This is a genomic window from Caulobacter ginsengisoli, assembly GCF_030814835.1.
GTDB lineage: Bacteria > Pseudomonadota > Alphaproteobacteria > Caulobacterales > Caulobacteraceae > Caulobacter > Caulobacter ginsengisoli.
Genome location: NZ_JAUSVS010000001.1, coordinates 108,094 through 130,037 on the forward strand (window position 1 = coordinate 108,094; position 21,944 = coordinate 130,037).

A 21,944-nucleotide genomic window follows, 5' to 3' on the forward strand; every position below is an offset into this window, starting at 1 on the left:
AGGGATGGTCCCGGGGGGCAGGTTGAGCTTGGCGGAGACAGAGCGGGCGAATGACGCCGATCTGACGGTCGACGACGGCCGCCTGGCCGCGCGCATCGCCCAGATTCGTGGCGAGCAGCTGGAGCGGGTGCGCCGGCGCCTGGGCACGGCCATCCCCACCCACGTGGTCTCCGAGGAGACCCTGACCGCCATCGCCCACGATGTCCGCGAGGCCGAGCTGCTGCGGGTGCTGAACGATCCTGCCTATCCGGGCGTGGCCCGCACCCTGGCCGAGCTGGGCTCGGGCGGCGGGGGCGGGCTGATCGACAAGGCGCTGCGGGATGTGACCCGGCTGGTGGGGGCGATGTGGGCCCTCTACCTGGACGCCACGCCGGGCGGCCTGACCCACAGCCGGCTGACGGCCCTGTGGGAGGCCAGCCATACCGGCGGCCGGACCCATGCCTACGCCCTGCTCGCCTGGCTGCAGTTCCTGGCCTACATCGAGCCGGCCGGCGAGGCCCCCGACGATGGCCGGGCCAGGCTCTACCGGCCGACCGAGCGGATGCGCTCGGCCTTCCGCGCCTATTTCACCGCCCAGCTCCGCGCCATCGCCCCGCTGCGTCCCGAGGCCGCGCAGGTCGCCGACCGGATCGGCGATCCCCAGGTCTTCGCCCGCTTCGTGGCCCTGACCGGCGAGGGTCTGCTGGCGGCGACCCTGCTGCTGCGGCCCCAGCAGCCGCCGCCGTTCAACCTGATCTCCCGCCGCCGGTCGGGGCTGGTGATGCTCTGGACCCTGCTGCTGTCAGCGCCCCAGGCCGGGGTCTGGCCGCCGGCCGGCGCCTTCCCGGTCAGCGTCAATGACCTGGCCCGCCGCAGCGGCGTGTCGCGGATGCATCTGCAGCGGCTCCTGGACGACACGGTCCGGGCCGGCATGCTGGCGCGGGGCCAGGACGGGACGGTCCGGGTGCGCTCGGGCCTGCGGCGCGAGGTCAACAGCTTCCTGGCCTTGCTGGTCGTCTGCCTGGCCAACACCGCGCGGGTCGCCGCGGCGGATCGGCCCTAGAACTAGGTCCCCTGGTTGAGGCGATAGACCATCGCCGCCTGGGCCGGCTGCAGTTTGAGGGCCTCGTCCAGCAGGGCGATCTTGTATTTGCACAGCTTGGTCTGCAGCGCCGTCTGGCCATCCAGGTTGACCCGGCGCTTGGCCAGCAGGGCCAGCTGCGCCTGGTCGGCGGCCGGGAACTGCGACAGCGCCCTGGCGGCCACCCCCTTGCGGGCGTTGTCCTCGTCCCAGGCCCGGCCGCGGCTGGCCCAGGTGAACTCGTCGGCATGCGCCCCGGCCGCGTCCTTCTGCGGGTTGGTGGCGGTCTGCTGGAACAGGGTGGCGGCGACGGCGGCGTCGCGCTGCACCAGGGCGGAGGGCAACACCTTGGCCGGATCGAAGTTCAGCCGGCCGCCGGCGAAATAGGCCAGGCAATAGCCCGGCGATTTGGCGCTCAGCGCCGTGGCTTCGTCGCGGGTCAGGGTCATCAGCGCCACCAGCTCCTTGTCGCCGCCCAGCTTGACCTGGCGGGTCATCACGTCGCGGATGTGCAGGCGGATCAGATACTGCGCCCCCGCCGCCCCCGACCGGTCCCCCGCCGCCGCCGCCAGGGCCCGCTGCATGTTGGTGTAGTCGGTGGGGTAGTAGCGCTTCAGGGCCGCCACGTCCGGCGAAGCATCCGCCGCCCTGGCCGCCGCCTCGAAGGCCAGGCGCGGCTGCATGTCATGCTGGTTCATCCACCAGCCGCCGGCCGCGCCGACGAGGCCGAACAGGGCGCCGAGCCCGACCAGCCCCGCCTTGCCGCCTTTGAAGATGGTCGAAACGATAGCCCCGACGGCCACCCCAACCGCCGCCAGTCCCGCGATCAGCAGGATGGCCCAGGTCGCAGCACTCATTGTGAATTCCCCCGGTAGTCAAAAATTCAAGGGCAGAGTCGCGGGGAACGGGCGGGGTTGCAAGGGGAAAGGGGCACACTACAATTCGGATTTTTCCGAACCTTCATTTAGAAGTTTCTCCACGGCTTTAGCCTTGGCAAGGAGTACTTTGAAGGCCGGCGCGCTCAAGACTAACCCACCCAAAGGCCCTACTAGCTTAACTGCCAAGACAGCCATACCAATTTGCACGGCGCCACCTATTGTATCTGCAACGGCCTTCCCAACTGACGGCGGCGTTTGCTTACGTATTTCTTTCCATGAATCCTCTGTTAGACCTGATATCTCATGGGTTGCCGCCTTTACCGTGACGGCCCCGAAGTTCCAAAGCGACAACAGTCGAAGACCTAGAATTTCGGATCTCCGCCGTATCGCGGCTGCGCGAGCGTCTGTGCCGATAATAGGTAATACGATAGCGACCTTAAGGGCTTCGATCTCCTCCCGGCCGGCATGCAAAGCCTGGGTTGCTGAAGGATCTACTGCTGAAGAGCTACTTGCCAGCAATTCGGCTTGATCTAGAGCTTGTTCAACTGCCTCAGCATCAGCCGGGTCCATAAAAGCCAAGGCCAAGCGATTGGCCTCGATTTCCGCGACGGAGGGATAGAGGGATGCGAAGTCCTCCAATGCGAGCGCCAGGCCATTTAGCAGTCCGCTTACGGTCCTATCAGCTTCGTAGTCAGAAGATCCATATGCAGCAGCGAGAGCTTGAAAGCGCCTTAGGCCTATCTGCAGAAACCCTATCGGTGTACTTTCTGCATCTACACCAATTTGATCAAGTAACCGCTGGATAGCTGATTCCAGTGCCGGGTCAGTTCGATTGCCTGACAAACTGGAAGCTATGGCATGGGCCTCTTCTCTTAAACCATTCAGCAGTTGCTGAGCGGCGATTGAGGTCGTTGTGCGGGGCGTGCCAAATGCTGGAGAAGCAGAAACTCGACCGGCCGCCAAATTGAAAATGAAGGGGCCTGGAACAGGCGCGCCCAATGTGGAGATGTCTTCTGATGGGTCCACAGAAGAGGGCTGCGCGTCTTCTGGCGGCCAATCCTCAGGCGGTTGGTAATCCGGGGGCCAATATTCGCCCATTCCCGAACGGCGACGGAGTAGATTTATAGCCAAGACCGTGCCATCGCGCCCGTCACGATTAGAATAGTCGGAAAGAGCTCGGTCTTTCGCGGGGCTTATTCTCAATGACTGCCTCGATTGATCTCTAGCATCTGAAAGTGACGTGAGATGTCTTATCGGCGCAAAATCTTCGACGCGTGTTCCTCGCAGCTCAAGAACTTGGAGGTTTTCCAAATCTTCAATCGGAGAAATATTTTCTACTGAAGTGTTTCTCAGGTATAAGTACTCAAGATATTCAAGTTCCCGAACGAATTCAATATCGGAAACCTCTGTATCGTCCAAACTTATATAGATAAGATTATGTAGGCCCGAGAGGGGGGAGGCGTCGCGAATCTTAGTACGGTCAGCACCAAATATGCTCAGCTCATTGAGTTCGGATAAGGAGGATATGTCAGAGACAGTCGTGTCGTCCATATCTAAGTAGGTCAAACCAGAAAGATGGCGTAAGGGCTTGATGTCAGATAGCGCCGTATTAGATATATTAAGATCGGCTAATTTCGCCAGCTTATAAATACTACTGATGTCCGATATGCTGGTGTTTGATAAATCTAACTTCGACAAATTCTCTAAACTAGATATTTTTTCAATAGTATCGACATTGGTATCGGATAAATTAAGCGACGTTAAATTGGAGAGGAGGGAGATTTCCTCTGGAATGGTTCGAATTGGAAGGCCCGACAGGTCGAGAGCGGTCCCTTCAGTATCCACCAAGTCGAAAATCCGCCGCCGAGCTTCGGAAAGGGCTTTGAGCGGACTGAGTCTCGTTAGGTTTTCGCGAGCCATGCCACCCTCCACTGGGAAAGTGTAGGGCGATTATAGGTTGTGGCAAGCGCTACTTCGCCTACCGCACCAGCTCCCGCATCGCCTTGTCCAGCCCCTCGATGGTCAGCGGATACATCCGCTCGTTCATCAGCTGCTTCATCACCCCGATCGACTGGGTGTAGTCCCAGTGGCGCTCGGGGGTGGGGTTGAGCCAGACTGCGCTCTCGTAGATGTCCACGACGCGGTCCATCCAGATGGCGCCCGGTTCGTCGTTCCAGTGCTCCACCGAGCCGCCTGGATAGGTGATCTCGTAGGGGCTCATGGTGGCGTCGCCTACGAAGATGACTTTGTAATCGTGGGGGTATTTGTGCAGCACGTCCCAGGTGTTGAGCTTTTCGGTGTGCCGGCGGCGGTTGTCCTTCCAGACGCTCTCGTAGAGGCAGTTGTGGAAGTAGAAGAATTCCAGGTTCTTGAACTCGGTGCGGGCGGCGCTGAACAGCTCCTCGCAGAGCTTGATGTGGCTGTCCATCGAGCCGCCGATGTCGAAGAAGATCAGCACCTTGATCTTGTTGCGCCGCTCGGGGCGCATGACGATGTCGAGATAGCCCTTGCGGCTGGTGCCCTTGATGGTGCCGTCCAGGTCCAGCTCGTCCGGCGCGCCTTCGCGGGCGAACTTGCGCAGCCGGCGTAGGGCGACCTTGATGTTGCGGGTGCCCAGTTCGACGCTGTCGTCGAGGTTCTTGTATTCGCGCTTGTCCCAGACCTTGACCGCCTTGCCGTGCCGGCCCTTGTCCTGGCCGATGCGCACGCCCTCGGGGTTGTAGCCGTTGGCGCCGAAGGGGCTGGTGCCGCCGGTGCCGATCATCTTGGAGCCGCCCTCGTGGCGCTTCTTCTGCTCCTTGAGGCGCTCCTGCAGCATCTCCATCAGCTTTTCGAAGCCGCCCATGGCCTCGATCTGGGCCTTTTCCTCGTCGGTGAGGAACTTCTCGGTCAGGGCTTTCAACCACTCGGCCGGAATCTCGCTGGTGACGCCCTCGCCGACGGTTTCCAGGCCCTTGAACACGTGGCCGAAGACGCGGTCGAACTTGTCGAGGTTCTTCTCGTCCTTCACCAGGGTCGAGCGCGACAGGTAGTAGAAGTCCTCGACCTTGCGATCGATGACGTCCTTGTCCAGGGCCTCCATCAGGACCAGGTATTCCTTCAGCGTCACCGGCAGCTTGGCCTGACGCAGTTCGGAAAAGAAGCGCATGAACATGGGCGGGCAGCCTTAGGCTTCGAACGATCGTTTGAAGTCGAAGGATGGCGGCTGGGCGCCCGGTTGTCCAGCGTCCGAGCAGCCCCTGCGCCTATCGGGCGTCGAACTTCCTCATCTCCAGCAGCCCCAGCTCCATCCAGGCTCCGGCCAGTATGGCCAACGTCTTGACGGTCTCGTCCGGACTGATGAACTCCTGCACATAGGTCCAGTCTCCGATGACAAAGACCCCGACGCTGACGGTTACCGTCTTGCCTGCCCGGCGGCCGGTGAAGAAGGCGAAGGCGACCGGCGTTCCCGAGACCGGTTCGCGAGCCGAGCGCGGCGGGCCGCCTTCCGTCTTCAGGTCCTCGATCTGGGTTCTCAAGGCCTGCACTGCCGCTTGCATGGCCTCGTCTATGTCGAGCGGTCGGGCGGATTTGTAGGCGCGTGAGAAGTCCGCACCAAAGCTCGCGCCGGCGCAGGTGACATCGTCCGCCGGCGCATCGGCCCTTCCCAAGGTGATGCTGAAATCCTTGGAATCGTCATCGACGATGCAGATCATGCCACTGCCCTTGTGGCGCAGCATCGGGCGGTCGTCATAGGAGACGTTCTCGAAGTAGCCGCCTACGCCCAGCCGCGAAATCGTGGCGTCGGCAACAGCCCGGGCGGCGGCGTTTTCCCGCGCGTCGGCGTCGGACGGCCCCGCCGCCATGGCCGGCCCGCAGAGGAGCAAGGCGGCGGCGGCTGCCGCCAGGGACCGAAGAAAACGCATGCAAAACCCCCTGGCGCCGAAACGCGTCAGCGCTTCAGAGTTGCTTGCCGTCGACCGAGATCAACAGCATCACCAGCTGCAGTTCGGCCATGATCTCGGCCGCCATGGCGCGCTCTTCGGGGGCGGTGACCCGTTGGGCGAAGACCCAGTCGCCGATCACCACGGCGGAGGTGCGGGTATAGACCTTCTGGCCATTGAGGACGGCGGTGAAGCGGGCGGTGGTTACCTTGGGCAGATCGCCGGTGTCCTCCCGCATCAGCGAGACGCCCGGCCCCTCATAGGGTTTCATCCTTTTGAAGTTCTGCTTCATCGCCTGGATCGAACTGGCGACGATCTGCTCGGCGGTCGGCCTTTGCGGATAGCGGGTGGCGTAGAGGCTGCGGGTGATCTCGACGATGTTGTCGGAGCAGCCGACATCATCGCCGCGCGGCAGGCCGTCGAAAATCTTGACGTCCTCGGCGTTGGTGTCCGCCCCGACCCAGCAACTCATGCCGCTGGCCTTGTGGCGGATGGTCGGGATGGCGTCGTCGGTGGCGTTCTCGAAGAGGTCGCTGATATTCAGCCGGCCGATCACCGCCTCGGCGATGGCCCGGGCCTTGGCGACCTCTTCCGGCGAGGGCGGCGCGGGGGCGACCGGAACCGCAGGCGCCGCAGCCGCAGGCGGCGCCTCAGGTGTTTGGGCCAGGGCCGAACCGGCGAAAAAGACGGCGGCCGTGGCGGCCGCCAGGGTCTTGCGAATGGTCATGCCGGTCCCCCCGGTTGCGATACCTGGGTGCAGCATCCGCCAGGTAGTGGGCGGCGTCCAGCCCGAACCCGGCGCTACTTCGCCTCCGGCTTCATCAGTTCGGCCACCTGTAGCACCATCTCGATCTCGCCCAGCAGATCGGCCGCCGTCGCCATGTCGTCCGGTGCGACGATCTTCTGCACATAGACCCAGTCGCCGATCACCATGGCCGAGAGGCGCACGAAGACCGGCTTGCCCTTCTGGATGCCGGTGAGCCGCAGCGTGCCGATCTGCAGCTTCTTGGTCAGATCGCTCATCGCCGAGATGCTGGGACCCTTGTAGAGTTGGACCCTCTCGACATCGCCGCTCAGGCCCTCGATGGCCGTGGCGAGCGCCTGCTTGACGGTGGGTGTCTTGGCGTAGCGGACGGCCCGCAGGGTGGTCTGGCCGATGGCGGCGAAACTGCAGGAAACATCATCGCCGGCGGGCTGGCTGGGCGCCACGACGATCAAGAAGCTGGCCGGATCGTCGCCGACGTCGCAGGTCAGGCCGCTGGCCTTGTGCCGCACCCGCGCCAGCTCGCCATCGGAGGCGTTTTCGAACTGGTCGCCCAGCCCCAGGCGCGTGATGGCGGCGTCGGCCGCGGCCCTGGCCTCGGCCACCTTCTGAGGGTCGGGCGGCGGCGGCGGAGCGTCGGCGGCCAGGGCCGGGCCGTACAGCAGCGCGACCGCCGCCATGGCTGCGAGAGACCGAAGAACGCGCATGAAAGCTCCCCCAAATACTGAAACGCGAGGTTGGGCGATCGGGCCGCCGCCGTCCACCCCTCAGGGCGCATCAGCCGCCGGTGGTCCAGGTCTTGTCGCCATCGATGGCCAGGGCCAGGGCGCCGATGATGGCGTCCAGCCAGACAACGTCGCTGACGATTTCGGTCGTCTGCACCTGGTCGCCTGGCCCGGTGGCGTCCAGGGTCAGCACCCAGCGGCCGTCGATGATGATCATGCCGGCGCGATGCAAATCGCCGTCCTTGCGGCTCCAGCGGTTGAAGCTGCGCTTGAGAATGGCCCGCTGCTTGGCGTCCATCATGGTCCGGGTCAGGTCCGGCTGCAGCATGAAGCCCGGATAGGCCGCGATGTCGGCCGCGGTGAAGGCCTTGTAGGCGTCCTTGACCTCGCCCTCGAGGCGGCGGGCGGAGACCGTGACCGTCACCTTGTAGCGCGCGTCATAGCTGCGGCAGGTGGCGACCTCGCCGGCCGTCCCGGCGGCGTCCAGCACGATGCTGTTGGTCTGGGTCTTCACGAACCGGCAGCCCATGCCGCTGGCCCTGTGCCGGGGCATCAGGGTCCGGTCATCGGCCGTCTCGTTGACGAAAAACCCCTGACCGCCGGCCTGGGCGATCAGCCGGTCGGTCTCGGCCCTGGCCGCCGCGATGGCCTCGGGCGAGGCCTTGGGCTCTTCGGCCAGGGCCGAGGCGGCGCTGGTCAGCAGGGCCAGTCCGACCGCCAGGCAAGCAGCAACTCTCACGAGGGCCCCCTATGGCAAGGAGGGGCAAGGTTGAGCGATCTTCCAGGAGCCGTCCAGTCTCAACCCCGCCGCAGGATGAACTCCTGGTCCCGGATCCGCCCGACGGGAAACTCGTATTCGCCAACCTTCTCAAAGCCATAGCGCTGATAGAGCCGCTGAGCCCCCAGGTTCTGCGACCACACCCCGATCCACAGCCGCCGGGGGCCGTCCTTCTCCAGCCAGGCCAGCACCTCGCGCATCAGCCGCGAGCCGGTCCCGTCGCCCTGCAGCTTCCTGAGGACGTAGATGCGTTTCAGCTCACCGCAGTCCGGCGTCACCTCGGGGTGGGGCAGGTCGCAGGGACCGGCCAGGGCGTGGCCGACCACCTCGCCGTCCCGCTCGACGATCCACAGGGCCTTGCGGGGATCGGTCAGGTCGCGGCGGGTCTTGTCCAGGGCGTAGGCGTCGTCGAGGAAGGCCGCCAGGTCTTCGGGCGGATAGAGGTGGGCGAAGGTTTCCTTGAAGGTTTCCGCGCCGATGGCGGCGAGGGCCTCGGCGTCGGCGGGGGTGGCTCTGCGGATCACAGGTGCGGTCATCGTTTCATGCGGCTAGAGTTGGGTCATGAGCCTTGCCCTCTACACGCATCCGGACATGTTCGACCACCACCCGCCGGAGGGTCACGCCGAGCGCTCCGAGCGCCTGGGCGCGGTGCTGGACGCCCTGAACGACGCCGACGCCCTGGACCTGGCGAAGCTGGAGGCGCCGCTGGCCCAGCTTGACGACCTGCGGCTGGTGCACCCGGAGACCTACATCCAGGCCATGCTGGCCGCCGGACCGGTTTCGGGCCGGGTCAAGCTGGACCCCGACACCTTCCTCTCCAGCGGCAGCCTCAACGCCGCGCTGCGGGCGGCCGGAGCGACCACCGCCGCCGTCCGCGCCGTGGCGGCGGGGGAGGCGGAGCGAGCCTTCTGCGCCGTGCGGCCGCCGGGCCATCACGCTGAGCCGGACCGGGCCATGGGCTTCTGCGTCTTCTCCAACGTCGCCATCGCGGCGCGGGCGGCGCAGGCGGCGGGCCTGGCCAGGGTCGCGGTGGTGGATTTCGACGTCCACCACGGCAACGGCACCCAGGCGGCCTTCGAGACCGATCCGACGCTGTTCTTCGCCTCGATCCACCAGCGGCCGCTCTACCCGGGCACGGGCGACGCCTCCGAGACCGGGGTCGGCAATATCGTCAACGGCGTGGTCGGGCCCCACGCCCCGCGTGAGCGCTGGCGCAAGGTCTTCGAAGGCCTGATGAGCCAGGTCGACGCCTTCGCGCCCGACCTGATTCTGATCTCGGCCGGATTCGACGCCCACCGGGCCGATCCGCTGGCCAGCCAGTCGCTGGAGGCCGAGGATTTCGCCTGGGCGACACGCGCGATTGTCTCTGTGGCGAACACACGTGCGAGAGGCCGTATTGTGTCCTCGCTTGAGGGTGGCTACGACTTGGCGGCGCTGGGCCAATCGGCCACAGCGCATGTGCGGGCGTTGCAAGGGGTATAAGGGGAATGGCGAGACGGTTTCAGCTCGCCGCTATCAACCTGGATTCATGGCTGACGTTTTGACCGCCGACCATGCCATCGCCGCCACCGCCGCCACCCGGGTCGGCGCGGTCGTTCTGGCGCGCCATGGCGAACCCGATCTGTCGCGCAAGACCCGGCTGACCGCCGAGGGCTACCGCCAGTGGTGGGACCTTTATGAAACCAAGGGCTTGCGGGGCGGCCAGGCCGCGCCCGACTGCCTCAAGGCCATCGCCGCCAGGGCCGGGGCGGTGATCGCCTCGACCCGCCCGCGCTCGGTCGAGACCGCCGTCGCCTGCACGGCCGGCAAGGCCTTTGCCCAGGACCCGCTGTTTATCGAGGCGCCCCTGCCGCCGCCGCCCTGGCCCAAGTGGGTCAAGCTCTCGCCGCGCATGTGGGGGTTCTGGTCGCGGTTCTGGTGGTGGTTCTTCGACAATCACCAGGGCCAGGAAAGCCGGGCCCAGGCCCAGGCCCGCGCCGACGCCGCCGCCCGCATGCTGGCCGACCTCGCCGCTGGGGGACAGGACGTGCTGGTCGTCGCCCACGGGTTCTTCAACACGATGATCGGTGAGGCGCTGAAGAAGCAGGGCTGGCGCTGCACCGAGGACCAGGGCTTCAAATACTGGCGAGCCCGGACCTTCCAGCGGGGATAGCGCCCTGCCACGCCGCCGCGCGCTTCTCCGCCGCCTGGATCCAGGCCGACTTGGCGTCGTTGTAGGCCATGCTGTTGTCGGGATGCAGGGCGGCGGCGCGGCGTTTCTCGGCCTCGTAGCCGGCGGCCTGGTCCGGATGGGCGCGCATGTAGTCGCGATAGACCAGGTGGCGTTCGATCTCCGGCGAATCCGCCTGGTAGCAATGGGCCTGGATCAGGCGCTTGCCCGTCTCGTCCGCACGGACGCAATAGCGGCGGCCCGCCAGGCCGAATTCGCCGCGCCAGACATAGCCCAGCGCCTCGACCGCCGGTCGGCTGGCGTCCAGCGCCGCCAGGTCGGCCACCACCGGCAACAGGTCGATGACCGGCTTGGCGGCGATGCCGGGAATGGCGGTCGAGCCGATGTGGTGGACGACCAACAGGTTGGCGCCCAGCGCGGCCTTCAGCCGCGCCGCCTCGGCGTCCGCCATGTCCGCCCAGTGCGGATTGTGCGGGACCAGCTCGACTTCTATGCGGTCCTGTGCGGCTTTCGCCCGATCCATCCGCTTCCTCCGCCGTTGCCCCGACGGCGCCCGGCCACTAGGGTGTCGTCAATCCCCGGGGAGCTCAATGACCGAAACCGCCGACATCGCCAACCTCAGCTTCGAGGACGCCCTGAAGGAGCTCGAGGGCATCGTTCAGCGCCTGGAGTCCGGCCAGACCCCGCTGGAGGAATCGATCGGCATCTATGAGCGCGGCGCGGCCCTGAAGGCCCATTGCGAGAAACGGCTCGAGGCTGCCCGCCTGCGGGTCGAGAAGGTGGTGCTTGGCCAGGGCGGTCCCACCGGCGTGGAACCGGCCGAGTTCAATTGATGGCCCCAGACGACGGTTTCGGAGAGCAGAGCCTCTCACAGCGCATCGCCGAAGCGGCCGACCTGGTCACTGTGGCGCTCGATGCGCTGCTGCCGCGCGCCGAGGGGCCCGAATCGCGGCTGACCGAGGCCATGCGCTATGCGGCGCTGGGGCCTGGCAAGCGCCTGCGGCCCTTCTTCGCCATCGAGACCGGCAAGATGTTCGACCTGCCCGAGCGGCCGGTGCTGCGGGCCGCCTGCGCGCTGGAATGCATCCACGCCTACAGCCTGGTGCATGACGACCTGCCCTGCATGGACGACGACGATGTCCGCCGCGGCCGGCCCACCGTGCACCGCCAGTATGACGAGGCGACCGCCGTCCTGGCCGGCGACGCCCTGCAGTCGGCCGCCTTCGAGATCCTGGCCCATCCCGACACCAACCAGGACGGCAACGTCCGCGCCGAGCTGATCCGCAAGCTGGCCATCGCCTCGGGCGCGGCCGGCATGGCCGGCGGCCAGATGATCGACCTGATCGGGGTGCGCGATGACCTGGGGGCCGTGGCCCGCATGCAGCGGCTGAAGACCGGGGCCCTGATCGCCTACGCCTTCGAAATCCCCCTGGTCCTGGCCCACGCCCAGGACGGCGAGCGCCACGCCCTGATGGCCTTCGCCCAGGACCTGGGCCTGGCCTACCAGATCGTCGACGACGTGCTGGACGCCGAGGGCGATCCCGACGTGCTGGGCAAGGCCGCCGGGGCCAAGGACGCGGCCAAGGGCAAGGCCAACTATGTCACCCTGCTGGGGCTGGAGGCGGCCAAGGAGCGGATTCGTCTGCTGGCCGACCAGACCCGGGCCCATCTCGATCCGTTTGGCGAGCGCGCCGCCTTCCTGCGCGCCAGCGTCGATTTGGTGCTGGACCGGCGCAGCTAACCGCGCTTTCGTTACAACTCTTTGGACTCACACGGTCATTTCATGTCCCACCCGACGCCGCTCCTCGACAAGATCGCCTCGCCCGCCGATACGCGGGGCCTCTCCGTAGAAGAGCTGAAGCAGCTGGCCGCCGAAGTCCGGGCCGAAACCATCAGCGCCGTTTCCGTGACCGGGGGCCATCTTGGGGCCGGGCTGGGGGTGGTCGAGCTGACCGTCGCCCTGCACCACGTCTTCGAGACGCCCAGGGACATCCTGATCTGGGACGTTGGCCACCAGGCCTATCCGCACAAGATCCTCACCGGCCGGCGCGACCGCATCCGCACCCTGCGCCAGGGCGGCGGGCTGTCAGGGTTCACCAAGCGGGCCGAGAGCCCCTACGACGCCTTCGGGGCCGCCCATGCGGCGACCTCGATCTCGGCGGCGCTGGGCTTCTGCGCGGCCCGCGACGCCAAGGGCGAGACCAACAAGGTGATCGCCGTCATCGGCGACGGCTCGATGAGCGCGGGCATGGCCTACGAGGCCATGAACAAGGCCGACGAGACCACCAAGCAGCTGATCGTCATCCTCAACGACAACGACATGTCCATCGCTCCGCCGGTCGGCGGGATGAGCGCCTACATGGCCCGCCTGGTCTCCAGCGCCGGCTACACCTCGCTGCGCAAGCTGGGCAAGCAGATGGCCGGCGCCCTGCCCAAGCCGCTGCAGAAGGCCGCCCGCAAGGCCGAGGAATACGCCCGCGGCATGGTCACCGGCGGGACGCTGTTCGAGGAGCTGGGCTTCTACTACGTCGGGCCGATCGACGGTCATGACCTCGACGCCCTGGTGCCGGTGCTGGAAAACGTCCGCGATTTCAGCGGCAAGCCGGTGCTGGTTCACGTGGTGACTCAGAAGGGCAAGGGCTATGCGCCCGCCGAGAACGCGGCTGACAAGTATCACGGCGTGGTCAAGTTCGACGTGGTCACCGGCCAGCAGGTCAAGGCCGCCGCCGGCCCTCCCGGCTACACCAAGATTTTCGCCCAGGAGCTGGTCAAGCAGGCCCGCCTCGACGATCGCATCGTCGCCATCACCGCCGCCATGCCCTCGGGCACGGGGCTGGACATCTTCGCCAAGGAATTTCCCAGCCGCATGTTCGACGTCGGCATCGCCGAGCAGCATGCGGTGACCTTCGCCGCCGGCATGGCCGCCGACGGTATGAAGCCCTTCGCGGCCATCTATTCGACCTTCCTGCAGCGCGGCTATGACCAGGTGGTCCACGACGTGGCCATCCAGCGCCTGCCGGTCCGCTTCGCCATCGACCGGGCCGGCCTGGTCGGGGCCGACGGGCCGACCCACGCCGGCAGCTTCGATGTCGGCTATATGGGCGCGCTGCCGGGCATGGTGGTAATGGCCGCCGCCGACGAGGTGGAGCTGGCCGCCATGGTCGCCACCGCCGCCGCCATCGACGATCGGCCCAGCTGTTTCCGCTATCCGCGCGGCGAGGGCCTGGGCCTGGAGATGCCCGAGATCAGCCAGCCGCTGGAGATCGGCAAGGGCCGTATCGTCCGCGAGGGGACCAGTGTCGCCATCGTCTCGTTCGGCACGCGCCTGGGCGAAAGCCTGAAGGCCGCCGACCTGCTGGCCGCCCGCGGTCTCTCGGCTACCGTCGCCGACGCCCGCTTCGCCAAGCCGCTCGACATCGACCTGCTGCTGCGGCTGGCCCGCGAGCATGAGGCGCTGATCACGGTGGAGGAGGGGGCGATGGGCGGCTTCGGCGCCTTCGTCCTGCAGGCGCTCGCGGCGCATGGCGCCCTGGACCGTGGCCTGAAGGTCCGCACCCTGGTGCTGCCCGACGTCTTCCAGGACCAGGACAAGCCCGACATCATGTACGCCCAGGCCGGCCTCGACGCCGAAGGCATCCTGGCCGGGGCGCTGTCGGCCCTGGGCATGGACAATGTCAGCGCGGCCGGGCGGCGCGCCTGACCGCGATCTGGCCCGATCCCTGCTGTTAAGGTCTCGTTAGGCCTGCGAAGGGACCAGAATGAACCGCCCCCGCCTGTGGACGGTCGACAATGTCGCGCCGCTGATGACCATCGGCGTGGTGCTGGCGCTCGACGTCTTCGTGGTCGCGCGCACGGGGCTGGCGCGGTGGCTGAACCTGCCGCTGGACCCCAACCTGCTGATCGGCGTGGCGGCGTTCAGCGTCGCGGTCCTGCTGCCCAACTGGGTGGTGGTCGAGATGAACATGCTGGAAGCGCGGGTGGCTAAACGGGCGCGGGCGGTCGAGGATTTCCGGGGCCTGCCCTAGGAAATCACCCCCGCCAGGGGTCTCGCACTATTTCGAGCACACCGACACGAACCGCCGCGCCAGGCCTCGGGGAGCCGGCGGGTTCTTCGACTTTTCGCCATAGGCCTCCATGACGATCTTCCCCGTCTGCCCGAAGGCCTGCAGCACCGGCGACTGGGTGGAGACCCGGGCCACCAGGCTGGAGCCGCCGTTCATCTCGTCGGCGTCGACGTCGGCGGTCAGGGTCTCGGTGACCTTGCCGGAGGTGATGGTCAGCTTGGTGGTCCAGGGGCCGGGCTCGCCCTTGGCGTCGAGCCAGCGGCCGGCCTCGTCCTGCTTCACCGCCTCGCGGTGCTCGACGAAGAAGTAGATATCGACATCGCCGCCGCCCGGGCAGCTGAAGCCGGGGCCGGAATCGTCGCTGTCGGGGATGGCGTAGGTCAGGATGGCCCCATCGCCATTGACGGTCAGGGTCCACTTGGTGTCCTCGCTCGGTCCCGCGGCGGGATCGGCCATCACGGGTGTGGCGAGGACCAGGGCGAGGGCGGCGAGCAGAAGGGCGGGTTTCATCCCGCCCTTTTAGCACTGTTCTGCAAGACTGGGACTAGGCGCGGCAGTCGGCGAAGAAGCGGCTCACGCCGGCCTTCTCGCCGCCCTGGGCCGACAGCTGCACCGACCGGCCGCGGTCGATCAGGGTCAGTTCGCCGGTCCTGGCGAACTGGGTCAGGCTGGGGGCGTTGGCCGGGACCTCGACCTGGACGACCTGGCCGCCGCTCATCGGGTCGGTCTGGGCCTGGCCGCCGAAGCTGTCGCGGGCGCCGTTCGAGGCCAGCACCACGCCTTCGCGCTCCGAACCGCCCAGCATGGAGACCTGCACCCGGTTGCTGTCGGGGGCGCAGCTCATCATCAGCAGCACCGCGTCGGACTGCGGCGCGCCATAGGCCAGCTTGGCGCCTTCGCCGTCGTTCTGCTGGTAGTTCCAGGCGAAGCCGCCGACCCCGGCCGGCGGGGTGGCGCAGCTGCCGAGCGCCATGCCCAGCATGGCGAACAGGATCGAGAACGAGAACAGGCGGAACATCGGCGCCTCCTTGGACGGGAGAACGCGGCGGCTCGGCAGGAGTTGCCGGGATGGCGGAGAGACGCGCCCGGGCGTGTCTCTCCTGCATCACTCAGAACGGCGAGTATTTCTCGACCAGAGACTGCCCCGGCGGGGTCTTCTGGACGCGGCTGACATCGCCGCGGCCGCCGTAGCTGATGCGGGCCTCGGCGATCTGGGTGTGATTGATGGTGTTGGCGGCGCTGATGTCCTCGGGGCGGACGATGCCGGTCACCGTCAGCTGGCGGACCTCGTTGTTGGTCCGCACCTCCTGGGTGCCCTGGATGACCAGGTTGCCGTTGGGCAGCACGTTGGTGACGATGACGGCGACGGTCAGGTTGATCTTCTCGGCCCGGGTCACCGCCCCCGCCCCCTGGCTGGAGGTCGTGGAGTTGGTCTCGATCGAACTGGCCGGATCGAAGGCGCCGGGCAGGAACCGGCCCAGGGCGGTTTCCAGGCCGAACAGGTGGGGAATGCCCGCCTTCATGCCGGCGGTGCGCGAGGTGGCGGTGGTGTTCTGGGTGCGGGCGCTGTCGTCGATGCTGATCATCACGGTCAGGATGTCGCCCACCTTGCCGGCCCGCGGGTCCTTGAAGAAGGTGCGCGAGCCGACCTGCCACAGGCTGTTGGCCGAGGCCGCCGGCGGCTGCGGGCCGGCGGGCGGCAGCTGGGCGGGGCTGGCCAGGGCGGCGGGGTAGCTGACGGGGCTCAACTGGGGACCCTTGGCGGCCTCCGAAACGCCGGCGCAGGCGATCAGCGGGGCGGCGAGGAGGAGGGCCAGCGGCAGGGAAAGGGCGCGCATGATGAAGGTCCTAGCGTAACGCAATCTGGGAGGAGCGGGCGGCCTTCAGCCGCTGCGCCTCGGGACCGACCACGGCTTCGCCGGGACCGGATGCGACCGCTTCGATGACCTTCTTCGAAGCGGGATTGATGACATTGAAGGCGTCGCCCACGGCGGCGGCGCCCAGAGCCTTGGCCTGCAGCTTGAGGGTCATGCCCCCGTCGCTCCAGGTGACATTGACGGTGTCGCCGATCTTGATGACCTGCGGGGCCGAGACATCGCGCAGCGAGACGACCGCGCCCTCGCGCAGCGGCCGCTTGGCCGCCATGCCGATGACGACGTCGGAGTCGCGGGGGGCGTCGGCCGGAGCCGCCGCCGCCTTGGCCCAGATCAGGTCGGTGGGCTGGACGATCTCGCCGGCCGACAGGCTGCGGGCATAGACCAGCACCTCGACATTGCCCCGGGAAGCGACGGGGGCGGAACCCCCGGCGTCGCCGGCCCGCACCACGATGCGGCGCAGGCCCTGCGGGTTAGCCCAGGAAAGGCCAGAGCGGGCGGCGAAGGCCTGCACGAGGGCGGCGTCCAGCACCACGCTGGGGCCCTGGCGGGTGGCGACCACGACGCCGGCAGCGCCGCCGGCCCCGTCGAACAGGTCGCCCAGCGTGACCTTGCCGTCGGCGTCGGCGATGTCGGGTTTCAGGGTAACCGTGCCCGCGAGGGCAGGGGTGGCGACGGCGAGCAGGGCCAGGACGGCGAGGAAGCGGCGCATCAGCTTATGACTTCAGCGCCGAGGCGGCCTGCAGCATGTCGTCGGCCGTGGTGATGACCTTGGAATTCATCTCGTAGGCCCGCTGGGCGATGATCAGGGCGGTGATTTCGCTGACCGCATCGACGTTGGAGGCTTCGGTATAGCCCTGCAGCAGGTTGCCGAACCCGGTCGAGCCGGGATTGCCGGTGATGGCCGGGCCCGAGGCGCCGCTTTCCATGAACAGGTTGTCGCCGATGGCTTCCAGGCCGGCTTCGTTGATGAAGTTGGCCAGTTCGATCTGCCCCGCGACGGCCGGCGTCGGCGAGCCGGAGGTGGTCACCTGCACCTGGCCGGTCTTGGAAATGCTCACGTCGGTGGCGTCGCTGGGAATGGTGACGGCCGGCTGGATCAGATAGCCGTCCTCGGTGACCAGCTGGCCCTGGTCGTTGACCGACAGGTTGCCGGCGCGGGTGTAGCTGGTCTCGCCCGAGGGCATCAGCACCTGCAGGTAGCCGCGCCCCTCGATGGCCAGGTCGTAGCGGTTGCCGGTCTGGGTCATGGCCCCCTGCGAGGTGATGCGATAGGTGCTGCCGGCCTTGACGCCGCCGCCGATCTGCACGCCGGTCGGCACCACCGTCCCCTGGTCCGACGACTGGGCGCCGGCCCGTTCCAGGGTCTGGTAGAGCAGGTCCTGGAACTCGGCCCGTTGGCGCTTGAAGCCGACGGTGTTCATGTTGGCGATGTTGTTCGAGATGACCTCGACGTTCAGCTGCTGGGCAGCCATGCCGGTGGCAGCGGTGCGAAGCGCCTGCATGCGATACTACTCCCTTACGCGACCCGCCCCAGCCGCTCGACAGCGCGGCGGGAGAGGTCGGATGTGTTGTCTATGGATTTCGCCATGCTCTCGTAGCTGCGCGAGATTTCGATCAGCCGGGTGACCTGCAGGATCGAGTTGACGTTGCTGCCCTCCAGCATGCCCTGCCGCACCTGAGCGGCGGTGGCGGTGGTGGGCTGCAGGTTGGAGACATTGCGGAACAGGTTGTCGCCGTCCTTGCGCAGGACGGAGAGGTCGGAAAAGTCGACGACCGCGACCTTGCCCACCCTCTGGGGCCCCTGGCTGATCGAGCCGTCCGGGGCGATGTTCACCGGGCCCTGGGCCGGGTCCAGCACGATCTCGCCGCCATCGCCCATGACCGGATCGCCATCCTGGGTGGTCAGCTTGCCTTCGGGCGAGAGGGTGAAGCGGCCGTCGCGGGTGTAGCGCTCGCCATCGGCCGTCTGGATCTTGAAGAAGCCGCGGCCGTCGATCCCCAGGTCGAACGTGCCGCCGGTCTGCTGCATCGAGCCCTGGGTGAAGTCGCGGACGACCTCGTCATCCAGCACGAACTTCAGCGTCTTGGGGCCGTCGGCCATGCGGGCCGGGGCCTGGGTGTCGGTCCTGACCTGCAGGGCCTCGACCTTGAAGCCGGTGGTGTCGGCGTTGGCCAGGTTGTTGGCCACCACGTCCAGTTCGCGCCGCAGGGTCATCTGACGCGACAGCACGACATACATCGCATTGTCCATTTCGACCTCCCTTCAGCCTAAGACCTGCGCCAAATCGCGCACCCATTCCCCTGCAACCTTCGGGCCAACCCAAAAGCTCAATGAAATCAGTAAAAACCTTGGTTAACGCCGACCTCCCGGCGGAGTTTGCCGGGTGAGAATTGCAGCGGCTTCACCCCTCAGAAAAACCGGTCCTTAACCAATGCGGCTCAGTGAGGAGGGGACATAGAATCTAAGGAATCGCGCGCGTGGCCAAGGACAAGGTCAAGGAAGCCGAGGAGGCCCCCCTCGAGGAGGGCGCCGAAGGCGATGTGCCGGCCAAGAAGAAGCTGCCGCTGAAGCTGATCATCATCGGCGCGGTGGCGGCCGTGCTGGTGCTGGGCGGCGGCGGCACGGCGGCGATGTTCCTGCTCAAGCCCAAGCCGGGAAGCGAACAGGTCGCCAAGAACGAGAAGCCGAAAAAGAAGAAGGCCGAAAAGAAGGAGGGCGGCAAGCCCGACCCCAACGCCGCCCAGGTCTCCGATGGCCCGGACGGGGTGGTCTACTACTCGATGCCCGCCCTGACGGTGAACATGCAGTCCTCGGACGGCCGGCCCACGGTGATGAAGCTGAAGCTGACCCTGGAGCTGCCCGACGACGCCCAGGTTGAGGTGCTGAACGAGAACGGCCCGCGCATCCAGGACATGTTCCAGGGCTTCCTCCGCGAACTTCGGCCCGAGGACCTGAACGGCAGCCAGGGCGGCTACCAGCTGCGCATGGAGATCCAGCGGCGGGTCAACCTGGTCATCGCCCCCGCCAAGATCAATTCCGTCCTCATCGAGGAGATGCTGATCCACTAGGGCCCCGTTAGGGTCGTAGTGGGGCTTTTTGCATGGCAGACGAGACCGAAGATCAGGCCGCGATGGCCCAGTGGGCCTCCGAGAACCCGGACAATGCCGACGCCTGGGGTCTCGACGACGGCGGCGACGGCATGCTGGGCGCCGAGCGCATCCTCAACCAGGATGAAATCGACAGCCTGCTGGGCTTCGACCTGTCGGACGACGGCGACGGCGATTCCACCGGCATTCGCGCCATCATCAACTCCGCGCTCGTCAGCTACGAGCGCCTGCCGATGCTGGAGATCGTCTTCGACCGCCTGGTGCGGTTGATGACCACCTCCTTGCGGAACTTCACCAGCGACAACGTCGAGGTCAGCCTCGACAACATCTCCTCGATCCGGTTCGGCGACTACCTCAACTCCATCCCGCTGCCGGCCATCCTGTCGGTGTTCCGGGCTGAGGAGCTGGACAATTACGGCCTGCTGACGGTCGACTCCAACCTGATCTATTCGATCGTCGACGTGCTGCTGGGCGGGCGCCGCGGCACCGCCGCCATGCGCATCGAGGGCCGGCCCTACACCACCATCGAGCGGGTGCTGGTCCAGCGGATGGTCGAGGTCGTGCTGGCCGACGCCAAGCAGGCCTTCGAGCCCCTGACCCCGGTCAACTTCACCCTCGACCGGCTGGAGACCAACCCGCGCTTCGCCGCCATCGCCCGGCCGGCCAATGCGGCCATCCTGGTCAAGCTGCGCATCGACATGGAAGACCGGGGCGGGCGCATCGAACTGCTGCTGCCCTACGCGACGCTCGAACCCATCCGCAAGATGCTGCTGCAGCAGTTCATGGGCGAGAAGTTCGGCCGCGACAACATCTGGGAAAGCCACCTGGCCACCGAGCTGTGGACCACCCAGATGGAAGTCCGCGCCGTGCTGGACGAACAGCAGGTGCCGCTCTCGCGGGTCATCGACCTGAAGGTCGGCGACACCCTGATCCTCAACGCCACCCCCGACAGCCAGGTCGAACTGCGCGCCGGCTCGATCCCCCTGACCCGCGGCCGCATGGGCCGCCGCAACCACAACATCGCCGTCCGCTGCGACGCTCCCCTGAGCCAAGCCGCGAAGAAGGCTGTGCAGAGGCTCAGATGACCCTTCCCGTCCTCGTCATGAATGGACTGCTGACCGTGCTGCTGCTGGCGGCGCTCGCCTTCGGCTGGCGGCTGGATCGCCGGCTCAAGGCGCTGAAGGCCAGCCATGAGAGCTTCGCCAAGGCCGTCGCCGATCTCGACACGGCCGCCGCCCGGGCCGAGCAGGGCCTGGCCGACCTGCGGGGCGCCACCGAGGAGGCTTCCGAAGTCCTGCGCGAGCGGATCGAGACCGCCCGCCGCCTGGCCGGCCGGCTGGACGCCGCCTTCCACGCCACGCCCGAGACCGAAGCCGCGCCCGTTAAGCGAGCCGAGCCCCGCGCCGACCTGCGTCCGGAACTACGTCCCGAGCCGCTGTTCGAGCGCCGCCCCGCCGCCTCCGCCGCCCGTCCGACCCCCGCCGAGCCGACCCGCTCGCGCGCCCGGGTCGACGATGACCTGTTCGAGCCGGACGCCGGCACAAGACTGACCGCCATTCTGGGAGGCCGTCGATGAGCCGCATGCCCCGCATCCTGCCCCTGGCCGGGGTCGCCGTCGTCGGCGTCCTGGCCATCAATGTCGCCTCGGGCGCCAAGACCATCCCCGACATGTTCAGCGGGGCCAAGGCCTGGGCCGAGGGCGTCGCGGGGGCGCCGGCCGTCCCGCCGGTCACCGGCGCCAAGCCCGCGCCGGTCTGCGCCCCGACCGCCGCCGAACTGGCCAAGGAAGCGGGCCTGTCGCCCGCCGAACTGCAGATCCTGCAGAGCCTGGGCGTGCGCCGGGGCGAGCTGGACGCCCAGGCCCAGACCATCGAGACCAACCAGCAGCTGCTGGCCGCCGCCGCCGGCAAGCTGGATGAGCGGGTCAAGGCGCTGGCCCAGCTGAAGACCGACATCCAGGCCCTGCTGGTGCAGTCCGACGCCCAGCAGAAGGCCGAGAACCTGCGGCTGATCACCGTCTATTCGAACATGAAGCCCAAGGACGCCGCCCTGCGCATGTCGCTGCTGGACGATTCCGTCCTGGTTCCCATCGCCGCCGGCATGAAGGAGCGGATCCTGGCCGCCATCATCGCCAAGATGGATGGCCCCGTCGCCAAGAAGCTGACCGAGAACCTGGCCCGCCGCTACGCCGCCGCCCAGGTGATCAAGGACGGTCAGGCCGCCGTCGCCCCCACCCCCATCGCCCAGATGGCCACGGCGCCGCCGCCGACCCCCGCACCGGCCGCGCCTGCCCTGGCCGGCGCCAAGGCCGCCCTCATCCCGCCGCCCGCCGCCGCGCCGGCCGCCAAGGCGCCGGTCCCGACCACCGAAGCGCCCGCCGCGACGACCGCGCCCAAGGCCAAGCCGCCCGCCGCCAAGAAGCCGGTCGTCCGCAAGCCCAAGCCCAAACCGGCGGCCAAGCCAACCACCACGGCCGCCGTCTCGCCGGGCCCGCAGCCCTACAAAGCGCCCGAGAAACCCGCCGACAAACCGACTCCCGCCACCACCGCCGCGGCCGGCGACACCACCAAGCCGCCGCCGCTAATTCCGGCCAAATAG

26 protein-coding genes are annotated in these 21,944 nt (G+C 67.3%); 11 read left to right on the forward strand and 15 right to left on the reverse strand.

What is annotated here, in order from left to right; genetic code table 11:
* The first annotated feature begins 28 nt into the window (after positions 1-28).
* Positions 29-1,042 (forward strand): hypothetical protein, encoded by a 1,014-nt coding sequence (locus QO010_RS00470; RefSeq protein ID WP_307344580.1) that lies wholly within the window; start codon positions 29-31, stop codon positions 1,040-1,042.
* Positions 1,043-1,044: 2 nt separating this feature from the next.
* Here QO010_RS00470 and QO010_RS00475 read toward each other — a convergent pair whose 3' ends face one another.
* The 8 genes from QO010_RS00475 to QO010_RS00510 all read right to left on the reverse strand — a co-directional run bounded on the left by QO010_RS00475 (position 1,045) and on the right by QO010_RS00510 (position 8,663).
* On the reverse strand, positions 1,045-1,917 hold the full coding sequence (locus tag QO010_RS00475; protein ID WP_307344582.1) for a hypothetical protein: 873 nt from the start codon (positions 1,915-1,917) through the stop codon (positions 1,045-1,047).
* A gap of 78 nt (positions 1,918-1,995) precedes the next feature.
* Positions 1,996-3,858 (reverse strand): leucine-rich repeat domain-containing protein, encoded by a 1,863-nt coding sequence (locus QO010_RS00480; protein WP_307344583.1) that lies wholly within the window; start codon positions 3,856-3,858, stop codon positions 1,996-1,998.
* A 58-nt stretch (positions 3,859-3,916) separates the two neighbouring features.
* Positions 3,917-5,092: a vWA domain-containing protein gene (locus QO010_RS00485; RefSeq protein WP_307344585.1), complete on the reverse strand. Its 1,176-nt coding sequence runs from the start codon at positions 5,090-5,092 to the stop codon at positions 3,917-3,919.
* Positions 5,093-5,183: 91 nt separating this feature from the next.
* On the reverse strand, positions 5,184-5,843 hold the full coding sequence (locus tag QO010_RS00490; RefSeq protein ID WP_307344587.1) for a hypothetical protein: 660 nt from the start codon (positions 5,841-5,843) through the stop codon (positions 5,184-5,186).
* Between the two features lie 34 nt (positions 5,844-5,877).
* Positions 5,878-6,588 carry a hypothetical protein gene (locus QO010_RS00495; RefSeq protein ID WP_307344589.1) on the reverse strand — a complete coding sequence of 237 codons (711 nt, stop codon included), beginning with the start codon at positions 6,586-6,588 and terminating at the stop codon, positions 5,878-5,880.
* A 74-nt stretch (positions 6,589-6,662) separates the two neighbouring features.
* Positions 6,663-7,331 carry a hypothetical protein gene (locus tag QO010_RS00500; protein ID WP_307344591.1) on the reverse strand — a complete coding sequence of 223 codons (669 nt, stop codon included), beginning with the start codon at positions 7,329-7,331 and terminating at the stop codon, positions 6,663-6,665.
* Positions 7,332-7,401: 70 nt separating this feature from the next.
* Entirely contained in the window at positions 7,402-8,088 is a 687-nt protein-coding gene (locus QO010_RS00505) for a hypothetical protein (protein WP_307344592.1), read from the reverse strand.
* A 59-nt stretch (positions 8,089-8,147) separates the two neighbouring features.
* Complete coding sequence (locus QO010_RS00510) at positions 8,148-8,663, reverse strand: GNAT family N-acetyltransferase (RefSeq protein ID WP_307344594.1); 516 nt, start codon at positions 8,661-8,663, stop codon at positions 8,148-8,150.
* A gap of 25 nt (positions 8,664-8,688) precedes the next feature.
* Here QO010_RS00510 and QO010_RS00515 point away from each other — a divergent pair, with 25 nt between their 5' ends.
* Together QO010_RS00515 and QO010_RS00520 are read left to right on the forward strand one after the other, a co-directional pair.
* On the forward strand, positions 8,689-9,609 hold the full coding sequence (locus tag QO010_RS00515; RefSeq protein ID WP_307344596.1) for a histone deacetylase family protein: 921 nt from the start codon (positions 8,689-8,691) through the stop codon (positions 9,607-9,609).
* Between the two features lie 46 nt (positions 9,610-9,655).
* On the forward strand, positions 9,656-10,279 hold the full coding sequence (locus tag QO010_RS00520; protein ID WP_307344598.1) for a histidine phosphatase family protein: 624 nt from the start codon (positions 9,656-9,658) through the stop codon (positions 10,277-10,279).
* Here QO010_RS00520 and QO010_RS00525 read toward each other — a convergent pair.
* Positions 10,242-10,820 carry a GrpB family protein gene (locus QO010_RS00525; RefSeq protein WP_307344601.1) on the reverse strand — a complete coding sequence of 193 codons (579 nt, stop codon included), beginning with the start codon at positions 10,818-10,820 and terminating at the stop codon, positions 10,242-10,244. The genes QO010_RS00520 and QO010_RS00525 overlap by 38 nt on opposite strands.
* A 67-nt stretch (positions 10,821-10,887) precedes the next feature.
* Between QO010_RS00525 and QO010_RS00530 the strand changes: the two genes are divergently transcribed.
* The 4 genes from QO010_RS00530 to QO010_RS00545 are packed head-to-tail and all read left to right on the forward strand — an operon-like array spanning position 10,888 to position 14,322.
* Positions 10,888-11,130: an exodeoxyribonuclease VII small subunit gene (locus QO010_RS00530; protein WP_307344603.1), complete on the forward strand. Its 243-nt coding sequence runs from the start codon at positions 10,888-10,890 to the stop codon at positions 11,128-11,130.
* Entirely contained in the window at positions 11,130-12,038 is a 909-nt protein-coding gene (locus tag QO010_RS00535) for a polyprenyl synthetase family protein (protein ID WP_307344605.1), read from the forward strand. The genes QO010_RS00530 and QO010_RS00535 overlap by 1 nt, the downstream gene beginning before the upstream one ends.
* A 42-nt stretch (positions 12,039-12,080) precedes the next feature.
* Positions 12,081-13,997, forward strand: coding sequence for a 1-deoxy-D-xylulose-5-phosphate synthase (dxs, locus tag QO010_RS00540; RefSeq protein ID WP_307344607.1), 1,917 nt, complete (start codon positions 12,081-12,083; stop codon positions 13,995-13,997).
* Positions 13,998-14,055: 58 nt separating this feature from the next.
* Positions 14,056-14,322, forward strand: coding sequence for a hypothetical protein (locus QO010_RS00545; RefSeq protein ID WP_307344609.1), 267 nt, complete (start codon positions 14,056-14,058; stop codon positions 14,320-14,322).
* Between the two features lie 27 nt (positions 14,323-14,349).
* Here the strand turns inward: QO010_RS00545 and QO010_RS00550 are convergent, their stop codons facing one another.
* The 6 genes from QO010_RS00550 to flgF all read right to left on the reverse strand — a co-directional run bounded on the left by QO010_RS00550 (position 14,350) and on the right by flgF (position 18,489).
* Positions 14,350-14,871, reverse strand: a complete 522-nt coding sequence (locus QO010_RS00550) for a hypothetical protein (RefSeq protein WP_307344611.1) — start codon at positions 14,869-14,871, stop codon at positions 14,350-14,352.
* 34 nt (positions 14,872-14,905) lie between these two features.
* Positions 14,906-15,379 carry a hypothetical protein gene (locus QO010_RS00555; protein ID WP_307344613.1) on the reverse strand — a complete coding sequence of 158 codons (474 nt, stop codon included), beginning with the start codon at positions 15,377-15,379 and terminating at the stop codon, positions 14,906-14,908.
* Between the two features lie 91 nt (positions 15,380-15,470).
* A complete protein-coding gene (gene flgH, locus QO010_RS00560) occupies positions 15,471-16,199 on the reverse strand; it encodes a flagellar basal body L-ring protein FlgH (RefSeq protein WP_307344615.1) in 729 nt (242 codons plus the stop codon).
* A 10-nt stretch (positions 16,200-16,209) separates the two neighbouring features.
* Positions 16,210-16,947 (reverse strand): flagellar basal body P-ring formation chaperone FlgA, encoded by a 738-nt coding sequence (gene flgA, locus QO010_RS00565; protein WP_307344618.1) that lies wholly within the window; start codon positions 16,945-16,947, stop codon positions 16,210-16,212.
* Between the two features lie 4 nt (positions 16,948-16,951).
* Positions 16,952-17,740 (reverse strand): flagellar basal-body rod protein FlgG, encoded by a 789-nt coding sequence (gene flgG / locus QO010_RS00570; RefSeq protein ID WP_307344619.1) that lies wholly within the window; start codon positions 17,738-17,740, stop codon positions 16,952-16,954.
* Between the two features lie 14 nt (positions 17,741-17,754).
* Entirely contained in the window at positions 17,755-18,489 is a 735-nt protein-coding gene (gene flgF, locus QO010_RS00575) for a flagellar basal-body rod protein FlgF (protein WP_307344621.1), read from the reverse strand.
* Positions 18,490-18,716: 227 nt separating this feature from the next.
* Here flgF and QO010_RS00580 point away from each other — a divergent pair, with 227 nt between their 5' ends.
* Genes QO010_RS00580 through QO010_RS00595 form a run of 4 tightly spaced genes read left to right on the forward strand, consistent with a single transcriptional unit; the run spans position 18,717 to position 21,944 of the window.
* Positions 18,717-19,307 carry a flagellar basal body-associated FliL family protein gene (locus tag QO010_RS00580; protein ID WP_307344623.1) on the forward strand — a complete coding sequence of 197 codons (591 nt, stop codon included), beginning with the start codon at positions 18,717-18,719 and terminating at the stop codon, positions 19,305-19,307.
* Positions 19,308-19,339: 32 nt separating this feature from the next.
* Positions 19,340-20,431, forward strand: a complete 1,092-nt coding sequence (gene fliM / locus QO010_RS00585; RefSeq protein ID WP_307344626.1) for a flagellar motor switch protein FliM — start codon at positions 19,340-19,342, stop codon at positions 20,429-20,431.
* Positions 20,428-20,922 (forward strand): DUF6468 domain-containing protein, encoded by a 495-nt coding sequence (locus tag QO010_RS00590; RefSeq protein ID WP_307344628.1) that lies wholly within the window; start codon positions 20,428-20,430, stop codon positions 20,920-20,922. The genes fliM and QO010_RS00590 overlap by 4 nt, the downstream gene beginning before the upstream one ends.
* The gene (locus tag QO010_RS00595; RefSeq protein ID WP_307344630.1) at positions 20,919-21,944 is read left to right on the forward strand and encodes a MotE family protein; all 1,026 of its coding nucleotides are present in this window, start codon (positions 20,919-20,921) and stop codon (positions 21,942-21,944) included. Before QO010_RS00590 ends, QO010_RS00595 begins: the two co-directional genes overlap by 4 nt.

What these genes read in the sequence shown, in the direction of transcription:
- QO010_RS00475 (WP_307344582.1), bottom strand. Translation starts at nt 1,917, where the DNA reads ATGAGTGCTGCGACCTGGGCCATCCTGCTGATCGCGGGACTGGCGGCG.
- QO010_RS00480 (WP_307344583.1), bottom strand. Translation starts at nt 3,858, where the DNA reads ATGGCTCGCGAAAACCTAACGAGACTCAGTCCGCTCAAAGCCCTTTCC.
- QO010_RS00485 (WP_307344585.1), bottom strand. Translation starts at nt 5,092, where the DNA reads ATGTTCATGCGCTTCTTTTCCGAACTGCGTCAGGCCAAGCTGCCGGTG.
- QO010_RS00490 (WP_307344587.1), bottom strand. Translation starts at nt 5,843, where the DNA reads ATGCGTTTTCTTCGGTCCCTGGCGGCAGCCGCCGCCGCCTTGCTCCTC.
- QO010_RS00495 (WP_307344589.1), bottom strand. Translation starts at nt 6,588, where the DNA reads ATGACCATTCGCAAGACCCTGGCGGCCGCCACGGCCGCCGTCTTTTTC.
- QO010_RS00500 (WP_307344591.1), bottom strand. Translation starts at nt 7,331, where the DNA reads ATGCGCGTTCTTCGGTCTCTCGCAGCCATGGCGGCGGTCGCGCTGCTG.
- QO010_RS00510 (WP_307344594.1), bottom strand. Translation starts at nt 8,663, where the DNA reads ATGACCGCACCTGTGATCCGCAGAGCCACCCCCGCCGACGCCGAGGCC.
- QO010_RS00515 (WP_307344596.1), top strand. Translation starts at nt 8,689, where the DNA reads ATGAGCCTTGCCCTCTACACGCATCCGGACATGTTCGACCACCACCCG.
- QO010_RS00520 (WP_307344598.1), top strand. Translation starts at nt 9,656, where the DNA reads ATGGCTGACGTTTTGACCGCCGACCATGCCATCGCCGCCACCGCCGCC.
- QO010_RS00525 (WP_307344601.1), bottom strand. Translation starts at nt 10,820, where the DNA reads ATGGATCGGGCGAAAGCCGCACAGGACCGCATAGAAGTCGAGCTGGTC.
- QO010_RS00530 (WP_307344603.1), top strand. Translation starts at nt 10,888, where the DNA reads ATGACCGAAACCGCCGACATCGCCAACCTCAGCTTCGAGGACGCCCTG.
- QO010_RS00535 (WP_307344605.1), top strand. Translation starts at nt 11,130, where the DNA reads ATGGCCCCAGACGACGGTTTCGGAGAGCAGAGCCTCTCACAGCGCATC.
- dxs (WP_307344607.1), top strand. Translation starts at nt 12,081, where the DNA reads ATGTCCCACCCGACGCCGCTCCTCGACAAGATCGCCTCGCCCGCCGAT.
- QO010_RS00545 (WP_307344609.1), top strand. Translation starts at nt 14,056, where the DNA reads ATGAACCGCCCCCGCCTGTGGACGGTCGACAATGTCGCGCCGCTGATG.
- QO010_RS00550 (WP_307344611.1), bottom strand. Translation starts at nt 14,871, where the DNA reads ATGAAACCCGCCCTTCTGCTCGCCGCCCTCGCCCTGGTCCTCGCCACA.
- QO010_RS00555 (WP_307344613.1), bottom strand. Translation starts at nt 15,379, where the DNA reads ATGTTCCGCCTGTTCTCGTTCTCGATCCTGTTCGCCATGCTGGGCATG.
- flgH (WP_307344615.1), bottom strand. Translation starts at nt 16,199, where the DNA reads ATGCGCGCCCTTTCCCTGCCGCTGGCCCTCCTCCTCGCCGCCCCGCTG.
- flgA (WP_307344618.1), bottom strand. Translation starts at nt 16,947, where the DNA reads ATGCGCCGCTTCCTCGCCGTCCTGGCCCTGCTCGCCGTCGCCACCCCT.
- flgG (WP_307344619.1), bottom strand. Translation starts at nt 17,740, where the DNA reads ATGCAGGCGCTTCGCACCGCTGCCACCGGCATGGCTGCCCAGCAGCTG.
- flgF (WP_307344621.1), bottom strand. Translation starts at nt 18,489, where the DNA reads ATGGACAATGCGATGTATGTCGTGCTGTCGCGTCAGATGACCCTGCGG.
- fliM (WP_307344626.1), top strand. Translation starts at nt 19,340, where the DNA reads ATGGCAGACGAGACCGAAGATCAGGCCGCGATGGCCCAGTGGGCCTCC.
- QO010_RS00590 (WP_307344628.1), top strand. Translation starts at nt 20,428, where the DNA reads ATGACCCTTCCCGTCCTCGTCATGAATGGACTGCTGACCGTGCTGCTG.
- QO010_RS00595 (WP_307344630.1), top strand. Translation starts at nt 20,919, where the DNA reads ATGAGCCGCATGCCCCGCATCCTGCCCCTGGCCGGGGTCGCCGTCGTC.